The following is a 14,744-nucleotide window of genomic DNA, read 5'->3' as shown; positions in this document are numbered from 1 at the left end:
GTCACTCGGCTCCGGAATCGACTCCGGCTCCGGTCGGGGTCGGGGCCGCCGGGGTCTGCGTCCCGCCGGTCCCGGTGGTCGGCTCCTGGGTCGGGATGGTCGGTTCCGTCGTCGGACCGGTCGGTGTCGGGGTGGGCGTCGGCTCGCCACCGGTCGAACCGGAGGGCGTCGGCTCCGGCGAGGGGGTCGCGGTGCCGTTCTGCCCGCCGCCCTGCTCGCCCGGGGTCGGGGTGCTGCCCGTCGAGGGGCTGCCGGCACCGTCGTCCGGCCCCCGGGTGCCTTCGGCGGATCCGGACGGCGTGGGCGAGGGGTACTTGTCCTCGGCCGGCGGCGCCTCCTGCCCCGAACCGCCACCGCCGCGGACGACGGATCCGAACGTGGTGGTGCCCTGCTTGCCGCTGAAGTCCTGGCCGGAGACGAGTTCGTAGGTGGTGATGCCGGCCATGGTGACGCCGAAGACCAGTGCGGCGGCGATCGCCGGCCGCTTCCAGCCGCGGACACGGGTGCCGTGGGTGGTCGCCGTGCCGAACTCCTCGTCGTACGGGAGAGGCGCGACCGTGCCCAGCATCAGGGTGCGGTCGTCCTGCGGCCCGGGCGCGAGCGGCACCTGACGGCCCTTCGGCTTGGCGGCGGCCGTCGCGTCACGGACCTGCTCGCCGGTGCGCCGGAAGAGGTGCTGGAAGAGCGGGCCGCCGCAGGTGGCGATGACGCTGATCACACCGGCGCCCAGGATCGTGCCGTACACGCCGAGGGTGGAGGCGAGCTTGGCGGCCATGACCGCGGCCAGGGCGCTGCCGGAGACCTGAGCCACGCTCAGGTCGATCCTTCTCCTGCCGCCCTCCTTCTCCGCCTTCTCTCCCGACTCCTCCCTCACTCCCGGCTCTTCCCTCGCTTCCGGCTCGTCCGTGTCGATATCCGGCCTGTGACGCATCTCCGACCCCTGACGGCTCATCCGTTCGCCTTGCACCCAGAAGGGACAAATGGGCGAAGGGAATAGTTCCGCTTCCGGTCGTTCTGTGAAGAGCGACACGTACGGGGGAAGACCGCGGAGACTCAACTCCCGTACCGCCCGAGAAGTTGGGCGGCGCGCCGGTCCACCCAAGTGGCCCGAATGGAGTACATTGACGAACCCTGGGTCCGGACGCCTTCACGGGTGCCCGGGATCAAGGGGAGGGCCGGAGACGGCGCTCGAACCGGCGGCGCCAAGGCATCGCACGGAAACCGACTGCACAGAGTGACCGCCCGTCACTCCGGGTAGCCAACAGGTAACCGTGTCATAACGGCGTTCCAGGGTCCACGCCCGACACGCCGGGCAACTCGGCAAGGTAGTGGCAGGCTGCACCCGGGCAGGCCACACTCGACTAGCGGAAGCAGCGACGCACGTGACGTCGGCAGGCACCACCCGGGAGGTCCCCATGCCCGAACTGCGTGTCGTGGCCGTCTCCAACGACGGCACACGACTGGTGCTGAAGGCTGCTGACAGCACGGAGTACACACTTCCGATCGACGAGCGGCTCCGCGCCGCCGTGCGCAACGACCGCGCGCGCCTCGGCCAGATCGAGATCGAGGTGGAGAGCCACCTCCGCCCCCGCGACATCCAGGCACGGATACGAGCCGGTGCCTCCGCGGAGGAGGTCGCCCAGCTCGCCGGCATCCCCGTCGACCGCGTACGCCGCTTCGAGGGCCCCGTGCTCGCCGAGCGCGCCTTCATGGCGGAGCGCGCCCGCAAGACCCCGGTGCGCAGGCCCGGCGAGAACAGCGGCCCCCAGCTCGGCGAGGCGGTTCAGGAGCGGCTGCTCCTGCGCGGCGCCGAGAAGGACACCGTGCAGTGGGACTCCTGGCGGCGTGACGACGGCACCTGGGAGGTGCTGCTCGTCTACCGGGTCGCCGGCGAGGTCCACACGGCCAGCTGGACGTACGACCCGCCCCGACGGCTCGTCCAGGCCGTGGACGACGAGGCGCGCGCGCTGATCGGCGAGACGGACGACACGATCGCCGCCGCGCCGGAGCCGAGCTTCCCGTTCGTGCCGCGCATCGCCCGGCTGCCCCGGGACCGGCCGCTCGACCGTGCCCTGGACCGTCAGCTCGACCACCGCCAGCTGGAGCGGGCGTCCGCGCCCGTCGAGCCGGAGGAGGAGCGGGACTCCCTGACGAGCCTCCTGGAGGCGGTGCCGAGCTTCCGCGGCGACATGGTCGTGCCCGCGCCTCCGGACACGGAGCCCGCGGACGAGGCCGAGGCGGAGGAGCCGCCGGCCCCGGCCGCTTCGGCGGGTGCCGGTTCCGCGTATGCCGATGTCCTGATGCCGCGCGCGGTCTCGGGCCACCGGGACCGCCTCACCGGCACCACCGACCGGCAGGCCGAGGCGGACGGCGTCCGTCCCGGCCGTCGCGCGGCCGTGCCGAGCTGGGACGAGATCGTCTTCGGCACGCGCAGGAAGAAGCAGGACTGACGGCGGAAGCCGTCGCCGTGATGGTCGGCCGCGGCTGTACGAGCCGTGAATGTTGACTTCAGTCGTACGAGGAGGGGCCCGCGCCTGATCGGCGCGGGCCCCTTTTCGTACGGCGGACTACTGCGGGTCCGGGCCCGTGGCGACCGGGCGGGTGGGGTCGGCGGACCACTCCGACCAGGAGCCCGCGTAGAGCGCGGCCGGGATGCCGGCGATCTCCAGGGCCAGGACCTCGTGGGCGCCGGAGACGCCCGAACCGCAGTAGACCGCGACCGGGGTCCCCTCGGCGGCGCCGAGGGCGGTGAAACGGTCCCGCAGGGTGTCGGCACCCAGGAAGCGCCCCTCCGCGTCCACGTTCTCGGTCGTCGGGGCCGAGACCGCGCCCGGGATGTGCCCGCCGACCCGGTCGATCGGCTCCACGTCCCCGCGGTAGCGCTCGGCCGCCCGTGCGTCCAGGAGCAGCCCCGAGCGGGCGAGCGTCGCCGCCGCGTCGGCGTCGAGCAGTCCGAGCGCACCCGGATCCGGCCGGAAATCGCCCGGCTCCGGCGTGGGCACCTTCTCCGTGAGCTCTCCCGTCCAGGCCGCGAGACCACCGTCCAGGACCCGGACGTCCGGATGGCCGGCCCAGCGGAGCAGCCACCAGCCGCGGGCCGCGGCCCAGCCGAGGCCGCCGTCGTAGACGACGACCGGGATGTCCGCCGAGACACCGGCCCGGCGCATCACGGCCCCGAAGGCCTCCGGGTCGGGCAGCGGGTGGCGTCCGCCGCTGCCGGGCGGGCCCGCGAGCTCCCCGTCCAGGTCGACGTAGACCGCTCCGGGGAGGTGCCCGGCCTCGTACGCCGGCCGTCCGGGCGGGCCGCCCAGCGTCCAGCGGACGTCCAGGAGGACCGGTGGCCGGGCCCCGGCCGACTCGCTCAGCAGTTCGCTTACGGCGATGATGGGCTTCATGGGTGCCATCCTCGCGCAGCCGCACGGCCGCGGGGGGACGAACCCGGCGTCCTCCCCGCGTCACCCCCGCGGGATCGCGCCACTCTTTGGTGCGACCGGGGCGCGCCGCGGCCCCGTCGGTGACACCATCGGACGGGGACACGGGCACGACGATGGTCCGAGGAGAGAGTCACGATGACCGAGGCGACTCGGCGCACACCCGGCACACCCTGTTGGGTGAGCTTGATGGTGCACGGGCTTGACGCGACCCAGGAGTTCTACAACGCGCTCTTCGACTGGGAGTTCGAACCCGGTCCGCAGCATCTCGGCCCGTACGTGCGCGCGCTGCTCGGCGGCAAGGAGGTGGCGGGCATCGGCCAGCTGCCGCCGGACCGGCATCTGCCGATCGCCTGGACCCCGTACCTGGCCACCGCCGACGCCGACGAGACCGCCGAGAGCATCCGCTGTTGCGGCGGCACCGTGGCCGTGGGCCCGCTGGACGCGGGCGAGGCCGGCCGGATGGCGGTCTGCTCCGACCCGGTGGGCGCGGTCTTCGGGGTCTGGCAGGCGGAGGCGCACCACGGCACGGCGACGGCGGGACCGCCCGGGACACCGGTGTGGAACGAGCTCATCACGTACGAGACGTCCTCGGTCGGCAAGTTCTACCGGACGGTCTTCGGGTACGAGGTGGAGGCGGTCGTGTCCGCCGACCACGACTACGCCACGCTCCATGTGGACGGGCTCCCGGTGGCCTCGCTGCACGGCGTCGGCAACGCGCTGCCCCGGGACCGGGGCCCGCACTGGATGACGTACTTCGAGGTCGCCGACACGGACGCGGCCGCCCAGCTCGTCCTGCGGCTCGGCGGTCATGTGCTGAGCCCGCCGCGCGATGCCACGGCGGGGCGGCTCGCCCTGGTGACGGACCCGGAGGGCGCGGTCTTCACCCTGGTCAGGTCCTCCGCCGCATGATCGGGCGGGACCGCCGCCCCACGTGACGCGCCGGCGCCCCACATGACGCGCCGGCGCCCCACATGACGCGCCGGCCGGCCCGGCTGCCACGGCGGCCGGTCGGCTCAGCCCCGCCGGGACCTGACGAGACTCCGGCGGAGCCGGGACGGCGCACCGGCGCTGCGCGTCTCCGTCCCGCCCGGCAGACCGAGCTGACTCAGCCGCTCGACGTCGAAGTGGTGCGCCGTGCCGGGGTCCGCGTGGTGCGCGGCGAGGAAGCGGGTGGCTTCCTCCCGCATCCCCGGGTGACTCTTGTGCCGCATGCAGTAGCCGACGGCGCGGACGAGCGGCGTGAGCGAGTCCGGTGCCACTCCGGGGACCGCGGGCTCCTCGCCCTGCTCCAGGTCCGCGACCAGATGGTCGACGACGGTGAGCGGGATCCGGTTGCTGTTCTCGAAGGGCGTGAGCCGTTCGAGGACCTCGACCGTGCCCACGCGCGCGATGGGCACGCCGTAGTAGACGGCGGCGGTCAGCATCGCCGTGGAGAAGCAGCCGACGACGAGCCGGGGCCTGCAGCGCTCGTAGAAGGTCTCGGCGAGCAGCGGCCCGTCGAGGAGGGTGAGCCGTACGCCGGACCGTTCCGCCTCCTCCTGGAGGGCCTGGGAGTAGCTGGGGGGCGCGGTCGGGTGGGGCTTGAAGACCACCGAGCGGTGTCCTGCGGCGGCCGCCCCGCGCAGCATCCGTACGTGCAGGTCCTCCTCCTCCTCGGCCGTGAGGAGGTTGAGGGCGGCGAGGTACTGGCCGAGCAGCAGGGCCGTGGGCTCGGCGGCGGCCGCGCGGGCGATGTCCGGGTCGTCGGCCGCATCCTCGGCGATCTCGGCGAGGACCGCGCGGAAGGCGTCGTCGGGGACGATCTCCGGCTCCACCCCGTACTCGCTCAGGAGGAGGGGGCGCAGGCCCGGCACCAGGTCGAGGTGGAGGACCCGCTGGACGCGGCAGGCGACCGACTGCGCGAGGTCGTTGCGGGTCGGGCCGTAGCTCATGAGGCCGTCCGCGTAGACGTGGACGGCGCTCTCGGGGAAGGTGCCGGCCAGCGCCTTGGCGGGGTTGACCTGGATGGACTCGACGATCAGCTCCACCGGGGCGGTGCCGAGGTCCCACGCGGTGCGCATCACGCGCTGCCAGAGCGGGGCCTCCTCGGGGCGGGGGGCCCAGGCGGCGGGGTGGTACGGATGGATCGTCTCGTTCCAGTCGAGGACGCCGTCGAAGCGGGCCGCGATCCGCTCGTAGCCCGTCATCGTCTCCAGGCGCAGCGCGGTCTCCGGGATCTCTGCGTTGTGCGAGATCAGCAGGAGCCTGCGGGCGTCCTCGCGGGGACCGAACTGTCCGGCGTCCAGCGAGGCCGCGAGGGTGGCGGCGCCGTACAGGGTGGACACCTGGAAGATCTGGACCGTGCGGCCGTCGGTGGCCGGGTCGAACGCCGGTGCCTTGTCGGTGGCGGGGGCGGGGGCCATGGGTCAGGCGGTCCTTACGGTGTCGCGCAGGCTCCGGAGGAGGGTGCTGCGGGGGGTGTCCATGGTTGACAGGGTCTCTTCGAGGACCTGCTGCGGCATACGGTGCAGCGCGTCGCGGACGTCGGCGCGGAGCCGCTTGGCGACGGCGGGGTCGTACTTGTCGACCTTGCCCATGTGGAAGGCGATCATCGCGCAGTAGGTGCGGACGGCCTTCGGGAGGAACCGGTCCGCCTCCGCGTCCCGTGAGACGTCGTCGAGCAGGGTGTCGTACGACGGAATGAAGTCCAGCTGCCGGTTGTCGGTGATCTGGGTGAGCGAGGTGGTGACCCCTCGGCGGTAGAAGACACCGTGCAGGGAAAGCGCCGCGAAGGTACGGGCCTTGAGGTGGAGGCGCCAGACCCAGAGGCGGTCCTCGGCCGTTCTCAGGGAGGTGTCGAAACGGGATTCACCGTTCTGGAAGAGACGGGAGCTGTAAATGCCGAAGGGGACGAACGGATAGTCCACCATCGTCACCATGCTGGCGGGCGAGATTCCGTCGCGGGGGTCCATCACGGTGTCGCGGCGCTTCGCCGGGGCGTAGCGGATGTTCCGCTTCCGGCCCTCAGAGAGGACGTGGTCGGTACGGGCGAAGTCGCAGTCCAGGCGCTCGATTCCGGCCACGGTGGCCTTCAGGTGGCCCGGCGCGTACCAGTCGTCGCCGTCGAGGAAGGTGATGTAGTCCCCGCGCGCCGCGTCGATTCCCGTGTTGCGCGCCTGGGCGACACCCTTGTTCGTCTCGTGCCGGATGACGGTGGCATTCGGCAGCCGATCGCGCCAGCGGTCGAGGATTTCCGGGGTGTCGTCCGTCGAGCAGTCGTCGATCAGCAAGAACTCGAATTCCGGATCCGCGTTGTTCGCAAGACTGCGCAGGGTGTCGGGCGCATAGGCCCCGACATTGTGGAACGGTACGACGACGGACAGTTTCGGCACTCGGAATCCCCATACTGAATCGAACAGTTAAACGCCGCTACGGCGGGTACGGTAACGCTCCACTTTTCCGGGCGAACGATCCGCGTCTGCACTCCGGGTGAACTCTTGGCGTCCCCCGTGGAAAGTCCACGCGGAAACGGCCTCACCGGCCGGACCGCCGGCGCTGGACTCCTGCCCCCCGCCGGTGCAGGACGCCCGTCGCGATCAGGGCGAGCAGCGCGGCCAGGCCGACGGCGCCGCCGAGCTTGAGGCCCGGAGGGCGGAAGGAGCACGTGACCGTGTTCGCCCGACCGTCGAGCGGAACGGCGACAAGGCCCTGGTACGCGCGCGCGGGACGGGGCTCCGCGTCACCCGCGGCGCAGCGCCAGCCGGAGATACGGGGCGCGGCGAGCACGGCGGTTCCGGTGCTGCCCGGGGGCAGTTCGGCCGTGACGGTGTGTCCGGTGGCGCGCACCTCGGTGGCCCCGGCGGCCGTCAACTGCCGTACGGCGGAGTCGAGCCGGGCCTGGACGAGACAGCCGACCGGCTGACGGGGCAGCCGCGTGGTGCGCTCGGGGCTCAGCTCGATCCGTACGTCGCCGGACGCGGGCACGGTGCCGAGGGCCCGCATGGGGGCCCGGACGGCGGGCGGCTTGCCCTCGAAATCCACCCGTCGCTCCCCCGCGAGGGTTGCCCCGCCGCGGTACTCGGGGGCCCAGAACCAGACCTGGGAGCCGGCCGGGCAGCCGACGGCGAGGGTCCGTCCGTCACGGGTGACGGTCGGCAGCTCGTACACGTCGGCGCCGAGCAGCCGTTCCTGCCGGGCGAACGCGGAGTCCCCGGGATGGGTGGCCGGCCGCTCCTTCGGTCGGACGGTGACCAGCGGCGGTACGGGCGTGGTGGCGGCGGCCACCGTGGCGCGGGGCAAGGCGTCCTGCCGTACGGGCTCCGTGGGCAGCGAGCGGATCCGGGTGCCGATGGAGAACAGGGCGTCGGTCACCGGGTTGTCGAGGGTGACCGGGTGCCTGCCCTTGGCGTAGGAGCCGAAGCCCAGGGAGGTCAGCGTGCGGGAGGTCACCTCGGCGGTCAGGCTGCTGTAGTAGTCGGCCCCCTGTCCGCCGACGATCAGGACGTCGTTGCCGCCGGGGACCTCTCCCGGGTCCGTCCGGGAGCGCGGCCAGGCGTCCGCGCGGGCCACCTCGTCGGCCACGGCGGTGTGCCAGGGACCGATCCGGGGCGACCAGGCGACCTTGTCGCGCTGCTGCTCCTCGATCCGCTTCCCGGTGACGGCCGCCTCGCCGGCCTGCGCCGCGAGGAGGAGGACCACGGCGAGGACGGGGAGGACGCGCGCGGTGCGGGAAACGGGCCGTACGCGCGCGGTGGTTCGGCGGGCGTTCAGGAGGGCCACGAGAGCGGCGGCGAGCGCCAGGGCAGCCGCCACGCCGAAGGCCGGGTAGGTCCAGCGGTCGATGTCGACGCTGCCGCGCGCCGCCCACGCCAGGATCCCGAGGAGTACGCCGCCCGCGAGGAGCGCGGCCGGCCGCGGAACGCCCCGGGCGGACGAGAACCAGGCGGCGACGATCAGCAGCCCGCACAGGACGAAGGTCTGACGGTACGGGCCGCCGTTGGGCGAGGCGCCCGCATGCCAGAGCAGATGGGTCGGCTCCCACTGGAGGGAGAGGGTCACCAGGACGATCGCGGCCGACCAGCCGGCCCGGACGCGCGGGGCGACGGCACGGTTGAAGGGCAGGGTGAGGGCGAGCGCGAGCGCGGGCGTACCGATGAAGAGGGCGGGGCTCGACAGGCTCGCGGTGGCCGGCAGGAACCGGGCGAGGACCTCCACCCAGGCGGCGGGCGCGAAGGTGGTCTCTGGGGTGGGGTCGGCGACCTTGGTCCCCAGGAAGACGACCACGACGAGCGGCGCCGCGAGGCCGATGCCGATGAGCACGCCCCGCGCGGCACGCAGCACCCCCGCGAGGCGCTGCCGGGCGCCGGCCGACTCCTCGGCGGTGAGGAGTCGTACCAGGAGGACGGCGGCGGCGCCGAGGGTCGCCATGTACGCCGTGTAGAAGTTGGCGGTCCAGGCCAGGGCGACGACGAGCGGGCCGAGGACGGGGCGACGCCCGGTGCGGGCCCACTCGCCGACCAGGCAGAGCAGCGGGAAGGCGACGAGTCCGTCGAGCCACATCGGGACGGTGGCGCCGAGGTTGAAGGTCCAGCCGGACAGGGCGTACGCGGTGCCGAGCAGGGCGGCGACCGGCCAGGGGCCGGGGCGCAGCCGCAGGAGCAGGAGCGCCATCGCGGCGCCGGCCGCCGTGATCTTGGCAGCGGTGACGGCGTACAGGGCGAGCTCGACGCGGTCCGCGGGGAAGAGCACGACGAGAAGGTCGAAGGGGCTGCTCAGATAGGTGCCGATGTCGCCGAGGAAGTTGGAGCCGAAGCCGGAGTCCCAGTTGAGGAAGGCGTCTCCCCGCGTCTCACCGAGGAGGAACGAGCGCCAGTAGGCGTGGAACGGCAGGTACTGCTGCCCCAGGTCGACGATGTTCCTGGTCACCGGCCCGAAGGGGTAGCTGCGGGAGAGCCGGGTGGCGAGGCAGAGCAGTACGGCGGTGAGCAGGGCGGCGGAGAGCGGCCCCGCGACGGCCGGGGAGCGCAGGAGGCGTCGTGGGGAGCCGGGCGGGAGTGACGAGCCGCCCGCCCCCTCCTCGCCGTCGACCTCGTCGAGCACGGTCTCGGCGGCGGGGGGCACACGTCCTCCAGGGTGCGTACGGAACAGAGCACCCGGGTGATGCGTCACGGGCCGACCGCCATTACCGCCGAGTCGGGCGACCCGAAACCGATCATCAGGCGGTGTTCCGGTACACCTCGGGTGAACTCCCGGTGCCGAAGGGCCGGGGGGGGAGGCCGCCGGACGGGGCGGCGATCCTTGTCGACCGGGAACCGGACTCAGCCGACGAGCTCGTCGACCGTCCGGGCCACCGTTCCGAACAGGTCGGAGACGGTTGTCAGACCGGCCGCCTGCAGCGCCTCCGACGGGAGGACGGTGCCGTCGGGGGACTCCAGGGGGCGGGTCGCGGTGGCCTCGGCGACGACGGTCGGGCGGTAGCCGAGGTTGAAGGCGCCCTGCGCGGTGAAGAGGACGCACATGTGGGTCATGAACCCGGCGATGACGAGGTCACCGGTGACCCCGAGGTCCTTCAGGGTCTCCTCCAGGTCGGTGGCGTGGAAGGCGTTGGGGAACTGCTTGACGACGACCTTCTCGCCCTCGATCGGGGCGACCTCGTCGCTGATCGCGCCGATCTCCGCCCGGATGTCGTACGGAGTGCCCTCGCCGCCGTCGTTGACGACGTGGACGACGGGGGTACCCGCGGCGCGGGCGGCGGCGAGCAGACGCGCGCCGGCGGCCACGGCCTGCTCCGCATCGTCGAGCCGCATGACGCCGGTGCGGTAGGTGTTCTGGAAGTCGATCATGATCAGGGCCGACTCGCTCAGGCGGGGCAGCTCCTGGGGAAGGCCGATCACGTCGCGGAGGGTGGTGGAGGCGGTCATGGTGATTCCTTTCGAGGAGGGCAACTTCGCGCAGGGGAAGGTGGGGAGAACGGGGTCTACGAGAGGTTCTTCGGGGTGCCGTCCGGCGTGAGGTCGACGAGTTCGCCCTCGATTCCCTGGTCCTTGAACGCCTGCACGAGGGACCGCATGTTCTCGGAGTAGATGTTCCAGCTGTCGGTGTGCACCGGAACGACCTTGCGGGGGGCGAGGTACTTCGCCACCAGGGCCGCGTTCCTGGAGGTCAGGGTCAAGGGTGCGTTGTCGAGGATCGCGGGGGTACGGGCGGCGCCCGCGAAGAGGACGGCCGTGTCGACGGGGCCGATCTCCTTCTTGATCCGGTCACCGACCTGCTTGGCGACCTTGACGGAGGCGTTGTCGCCGGAGATGTAGGTGGTGGGGACGCCCTTGCCGCTGAGGACGAAGCCGGTGACCTCGCCGTCCGCGCCGCGGTCGACGCCGTCGGGGCCGTGCAGGGCGGGCACGGCGGTGACCTCGACGGCGCCGTCGGCGGTCTTCAGCACCTGGGATTCCCAGCTCCTCATACCGGTGACGTGATCACCGAGACGTTTCCGCGCGCCCGGGGTGGAGAGCACCACGGGCATGTCCTTGAGCAGGGCGCGGCCCGTGTCGTCGAGGTTGTCGTCGTGCTGGTCGTGCGAGAGCAGTACGGCGTCGATCTCGCCGAGCTTGTCGATGCCGAGGGCGGGGGCCTGGAGCTTCTCCAGGCCGCTCTTGTACTTCTTCGGCGCGTCGAAGGTCGGGTCGAGCAGGATGCGCAGGCCGCCGATCTCCAGGAGCGTGGTCGGCCCGCCGATGTGGGTGGCGGTGAACGCCTTCGCGCCGTCGGTGGCGTCCTCGTCCTCGCCGCCGCAGGCGGTCAGGAGGGTCGCGCTCACGGTGGCCGCGACGACGCCTGAGGCGAGGCGACGGAAGGTCGAACGGTTCATGGGGGAACACCGGCTCTCTCGTTGCGAACGGTCGGACGGCCCGGAGGCGGGCCCGACCCCCCGAGATGTTTTCAACGCTAACACAGTTCGTAAGCGTTGATCACGGAGCACTGTTAGCGCTGATATCGTGGGAGGCATGTCGACGGCACGCGAGCGCATCCTGGAAGCCACCGAGGAACTCCTCGCCACCAAGGACGCGTTGGCGATCTCGACCCGCGCCATCTGCGACCGGGCGAAGGTCGGCATGCCCGAGATCTACCGGCAGTTCGGCGACAAGCAGGGGCTGCTCACGGCGGTCGCCGACATCGGCTTCGCGCGCTTCCTCGCCGAGAAGCGGCGGAACCCGCTCACCGACGACCCGGTGGCGGACCTGCGGACGGCCTGGGACAGCCACGTCGCGTTCGCGCTCCGCAACCCGTACCTCTACCGCCTGATGTTCACGCCGACCGGCGATGCCAAGCCGGGGGCCATCAAGGAGGCGCAGGCGATCCTCCTGAAGGCGGTGGAGCGCTGCCGTGACGCCGGGCGGCTCCGGACGACCCCGGAACTCGCGGGCCGGTCGATCCTCTCCGCCAACGTGGGCGTGTGCATGATGGCGCTGTCGTTCCCCGACCTGTTCGGCGACTCCGACACCTCTCCCGCCGTACGGGACGCGGTGATCGGGAAGGTCACCGGCGACGAGCGCGAGGACACCCGGATCGGCACGGCGACGGTCCTCGCTCAGGCCCTGGTCGGCACCCTCACGGGAACGGCCACACCGGGCGGCGCCGCCCTCGACCGACTGGCCGACGCGCTGCTTCCGTCGGCTCCGCCCTCGGAGACGTAAAGACGCCGGGGACGCCGGGAACGCCAGGGACGCCAGGGACGCCGGGGCACCGGAGACGAGACGTCCCGCTCCGGTCCCGCCGTACGGGCCCGGCTCCGCGAGGGATCAGCCGTTGACCGGCAGCACGTCCGGGGAGAGGGCCCCCGCGTGGGCCGCGGCGGAGGTCATCCGGCGCCGGTGATGGCGCCGGCAGAGCACCTCGTAACCGATCTCCTCGGCCGGACGGTTCACATCGCCGACGACGACCTGCTCGCCCTCGACGACCATCACACCGCCGACCGTGCGGGCGTTGTGCGTGGCGCGGGCGCCGCACCAGCACAGCGCCTCGACCTGGAGTTGCTCGATGCGGTCCGCCAGCTCGATCAGCCGCTGCGAGCCGGGGAAGAGCTTGGTCCGGAAGTCGGTGGTGATGCCGAAGGCGAAGACGTCGAGACCGAGGTCGTCGACGACCCGGGCGAGCTGGTCGATCTGCTCCGGGGCGAGGAACTGGGCCTCGTCCACGATCACGTAGTCGGCCTTGCCGCCCTGGGAGAGCTGGGCGACGAGGTACGCGTACAGATCCATGCCCTGCGGAGCCTCGACCGCCTCCGTCACCAGGCCGAGCCGGGAGGAGAGCTTGCCCTCCCCCGCCCGGTCGTCACGGGTGAAGATCACGCCCTGGAGCCCCCGCGCGTCGCGGTTGTGGGCAATCTGGAGCGCCAGGGTGCTCTTCCCGCAATCCATGGTTCCGGAGAAGAAGACCAGCTCGGGCATGACGGGACGGGGACCTTTCAGGTCGTGGAGGGGGAAGGATGTCCGGAGGGTTCAGGAACGGACTTCGAGCAGCGGGACGAGCTGCTCCGCAGGGGTCATGGACCCGTGCATGCCGACCATCGCGGACTCGTGGGGCTCGTTGACGGAGGCGGTGATCGCCACGTCGTCGTGGGCCGCGGCGACGACGTCGCCGATCCGGCCGTACACGCGCTCGTCGACCTCGTCGCCGAACCAGCCGAGCGAGATGGCCTCGTCGCGGCTCGCCACCCAGAACTGCTCGCCGATCACCTCGCGCCAGCAGGTGAGGACGTCCGCCTCGGCGCCCGGCACGGCGTAGACGTGCCGGGCACGCCCCTCGCCGCCGAGGAGGGCGACGCCCGCGCGGAGCTCCCAGTCCTCGTCGAAGTCGATGCGGTGCTGCTCGTCGAAGGGGATGTCGACCATGCCGTGGTCGGCCGTGACGTACAGGGCCGAGCGGGGCGGCAGCTGCTCGGCGAGCCGCTGCACGAGCCGGTCGACGAACATCAGCTGGCCGCGCCAGGCGTCGGAGTCGATGCCGAAGCGGTGTCCGGCCCCGTCGAGTTCGCTGTAGTACGTGTAGACCAGCGAGCGGTCGCCGGCGGCGAGCTGCTCGGCGGCGAAGTCCATGCGCTCCTCGCCGGAGAGCCGCCCGTGGAACCTTCCGCCGCTGAGCGCGACCTTGGTGAGCGGGGTCTGCTCGAAGATCGGGGAGGAGACCTGGGCGGTGTGGATCCCGGCCTCGTGCGCGAGCTGGAAGACGGTGGGGTACGGCTGCCAGACGTGCGGCGCGGTCCACGGCTTCCAGCGCAGCTGGTTCATCAGTTCGCCGGTGTCGGGGTTGCGCACGGTGTAGCCGGGCAGCCCGTGCGTACCGGGGTAGCGGCCGGTGCCGACGGAGGCCAGCGAGGTCGCCGTGGTGGCGGGGAAGCCGGCGGTGACCGGGCGGCCCGTGCCCCCGCGCGAGGAGCCGAGGAGCGAGGTCAGATAGGGGGCCTCGTCCGGGTGGGCCTTGATCTGCTCCCAGCCGAGCCCGTCGATCAGGAACAGGCAGTTCCGGTCGGCCGGGGCCAGCTCGGCGATCCGCGGCGCGAAACCGGGCACGCCCTGCCCCGCGACCAGCGTCGGCAGCACGTCGCCGAGCGATCCGAAGGTGTACTCGGGCAGCGGCGCGGTCTCCGGGGCGAGCGGGACCGGGTCGTCGGGCCAGCCGTGGGTCACGGCGGTGGGCTGCACCATCAGCGGGTGGGAGCGGCGGTGGCCGCGATGGCTTCGGAGAGGGCCTGGGCGAAGACAAGGGTCTGCCGAACGGTGTCCGGACCGTCCCCGGCCTCGCTCACGCGCAGGCTGAGGTCGTCGGCCGTGGCGTTGCCCGTGTAGCCGTGGTCGGCGTCGCAGTTGGCGTCGCCGCAGGCGGCGGGCTCCAGGTCGATCCGGGAGACGGCACCCCAGCCGATGGTGAGGACCACCTCGCGGGGCAGCGTGCCCGGCGCGTACGACTCCGGGTTGGCGACGACGCGGCTGACGACGACCGACGAGATCCGGTCGAGCTTCACGGACTCCGTGGACGTCGTGGCGTACGGCGTCGGGGAGCTGGTGTCGGCGGACTGCTCGTCGGTGTGGCTGACGATGAAGCGGTGCGGCGTCAGGACGAGGACGGTGACGTGGCGCCGTACCTCGTTGGCGTCGAAGGTGGTCTCCTGGTGCACCACGTACGACGCGACGGCCTCGCCGCCGACGGCGGCCTCCACCGCCTCGGCCACGAGGGCCGGGTAGTAGCCGCTGCGCTCGATCGCCGCGCGCAGCCCCTGGGTCGTCGTACCGGTCTTCGCCATGGAATCCATCCTACGGGGCGGTGGGGCCCCCT

13 protein-coding genes are annotated in these 14,744 nt (G+C 72.4%); 3 read left to right on the top strand and 10 right to left on the bottom strand.

The annotated features are described in order from the left end of the window. Position 1 precedes the first annotated feature (1 nt). Positions 2–874, bottom strand: coding sequence for a hypothetical protein (locus OG462_RS32190; RefSeq protein ID WP_406063002.1), 873 nt, complete (start codon positions 872–874; stop codon positions 2–4). A 541-nt stretch (positions 875–1,415) separates the two neighbouring features. Between OG462_RS32190 and sepH the strand changes: the two genes are divergently transcribed. Then, complete coding sequence (gene sepH / locus OG462_RS32185) at positions 1,416–2,450, top strand: septation protein SepH (protein ID WP_406063000.1); 1,035 nt, start codon at positions 1,416–1,418, stop codon at positions 2,448–2,450. A 117-nt stretch (positions 2,451–2,567) separates the two neighbouring features. Here the strand turns inward: sepH and OG462_RS32180 are convergent, their stop codons facing one another. Then, positions 2,568–3,395, bottom strand: a complete 828-nt coding sequence (locus tag OG462_RS32180; protein WP_406062998.1) for a sulfurtransferase — start codon at positions 3,393–3,395, stop codon at positions 2,568–2,570. Positions 3,396–3,569: 174 nt separating this feature from the next. On the opposite strand from OG462_RS32180, the gene OG462_RS32175 reads away from it, so the two are divergent. Then, the gene (locus OG462_RS32175) at positions 3,570–4,343 is read left to right on the top strand and encodes a VOC family protein (RefSeq protein ID WP_406062996.1); all 774 of its coding nucleotides are present in this window, start codon (positions 3,570–3,572) and stop codon (positions 4,341–4,343) included. 104 nt (positions 4,344–4,447) lie between these two features. On the opposite strand, the gene OG462_RS32170 is transcribed toward OG462_RS32175, so the two are convergent. From OG462_RS32170 to OG462_RS32150, 5 genes are all read right to left on the bottom strand, one after another. Continuing rightward, positions 4,448–5,836, bottom strand: coding sequence for a polysialyltransferase family glycosyltransferase (locus OG462_RS32170; RefSeq protein WP_406062994.1), 1,389 nt, complete (start codon positions 5,834–5,836; stop codon positions 4,448–4,450). 3 nt (positions 5,837–5,839) lie between these two features. Beyond that, positions 5,840–6,805 carry a glycosyltransferase family 2 protein gene (locus OG462_RS32165; protein WP_406062992.1) on the bottom strand — a complete coding sequence of 322 codons (966 nt, stop codon included), beginning with the start codon at positions 6,803–6,805 and terminating at the stop codon, positions 5,840–5,842. 142 nt (positions 6,806–6,947) lie between these two features. Continuing rightward, on the bottom strand, positions 6,948–9,533 hold the full coding sequence (locus tag OG462_RS32160) for a YfhO family protein (RefSeq protein ID WP_406062990.1): 2,586 nt from the start codon (positions 9,531–9,533) through the stop codon (positions 6,948–6,950). 197 nt (positions 9,534–9,730) lie between these two features. Beyond that, the gene (locus OG462_RS32155) at positions 9,731–10,333 is read right to left on the bottom strand and encodes an isochorismatase family protein (RefSeq protein ID WP_406062988.1); all 603 of its coding nucleotides are present in this window, start codon (positions 10,331–10,333) and stop codon (positions 9,731–9,733) included. A gap of 56 nt (positions 10,334–10,389) precedes the next feature. Beyond that, entirely contained in the window at positions 10,390–11,280 is an 891-nt protein-coding gene (locus OG462_RS32150; RefSeq protein WP_406062986.1) for an MBL fold metallo-hydrolase, read from the bottom strand. Positions 11,281–11,416: 136 nt separating this feature from the next. Here OG462_RS32150 and OG462_RS32145 point away from each other — a divergent pair, with 136 nt between their 5' ends. Beyond that, positions 11,417–12,106, top strand: a complete 690-nt coding sequence (locus OG462_RS32145; RefSeq protein WP_406062984.1) for a TetR/AcrR family transcriptional regulator — start codon at positions 11,417–11,419, stop codon at positions 12,104–12,106. Positions 12,107–12,211: 105 nt separating this feature from the next. Here the strand turns inward: OG462_RS32145 and OG462_RS32140 are convergent, their stop codons facing one another. Genes OG462_RS32140 through OG462_RS32130 form a run of 3 tightly spaced genes read right to left on the bottom strand, consistent with a single transcriptional unit; the run spans position 12,212 to position 14,712 of the window. Beyond that, a complete protein-coding gene (locus OG462_RS32140) occupies positions 12,212–12,859 on the bottom strand; it encodes a thymidine kinase (protein WP_406062982.1) in 648 nt (215 codons plus the stop codon). 51 nt (positions 12,860–12,910) lie between these two features. Then, the gene (locus tag OG462_RS32135) at positions 12,911–14,116 is read right to left on the bottom strand and encodes an alkaline phosphatase family protein (protein ID WP_406062980.1); all 1,206 of its coding nucleotides are present in this window, start codon (positions 14,114–14,116) and stop codon (positions 12,911–12,913) included. Further along, positions 14,116–14,712 (bottom strand): DUF5998 family protein, encoded by a 597-nt coding sequence (locus OG462_RS32130; RefSeq protein ID WP_406062978.1) that lies wholly within the window; start codon positions 14,710–14,712, stop codon positions 14,116–14,118. Before OG462_RS32130 ends, OG462_RS32135 begins: the two co-directional genes overlap by 1 nt. Positions 14,713–14,744 lie beyond the last annotated feature (32 nt).

Source organism: Streptomyces sp. NBC_01077 (assembly GCF_045162855.1).
Classification (GTDB): Bacteria; Actinomycetota; Actinomycetes; order Streptomycetales; family Streptomycetaceae; genus Streptomyces.
Note: the sequence above shows the minus strand (reverse complement) of the source record. Positions and strands in the feature narration are given on the sequence as shown.

Coding starts and splice junctions, on each gene's coding strand:
- sepH (WP_406063000.1), top strand. CDS start 1,416: ATGCCCGAACTGCGTGTCGTGGCCGTCTCCAACGACGGCACACGACTG.
- OG462_RS32180 (WP_406062998.1), bottom strand. CDS start 3,395: ATGAAGCCCATCATCGCCGTAAGCGAACTGCTGAGCGAGTCGGCCGGG.
- OG462_RS32175 (WP_406062996.1), top strand. CDS start 3,570: ATGACCGAGGCGACTCGGCGCACACCCGGCACACCCTGTTGGGTGAGC.
- OG462_RS32170 (WP_406062994.1), bottom strand. CDS start 5,836: ATGGCCCCCGCCCCCGCCACCGACAAGGCACCGGCGTTCGACCCGGCC.
- OG462_RS32155 (WP_406062988.1), bottom strand. CDS start 10,333: ATGACCGCCTCCACCACCCTCCGCGACGTGATCGGCCTTCCCCAGGAG.
- OG462_RS32150 (WP_406062986.1), bottom strand. CDS start 11,280: ATGAACCGTTCGACCTTCCGTCGCCTCGCCTCAGGCGTCGTCGCGGCC.
- OG462_RS32145 (WP_406062984.1), top strand. CDS start 11,417: ATGTCGACGGCACGCGAGCGCATCCTGGAAGCCACCGAGGAACTCCTC.
- OG462_RS32140 (WP_406062982.1), bottom strand. CDS start 12,859: ATGCCCGAGCTGGTCTTCTTCTCCGGAACCATGGATTGCGGGAAGAGC.
- OG462_RS32135 (WP_406062980.1), bottom strand. CDS start 14,116: ATGGTGCAGCCCACCGCCGTGACCCACGGCTGGCCCGACGACCCGGTC.
- OG462_RS32130 (WP_406062978.1), bottom strand. CDS start 14,712: ATGGCGAAGACCGGTACGACGACCCAGGGGCTGCGCGCGGCGATCGAG.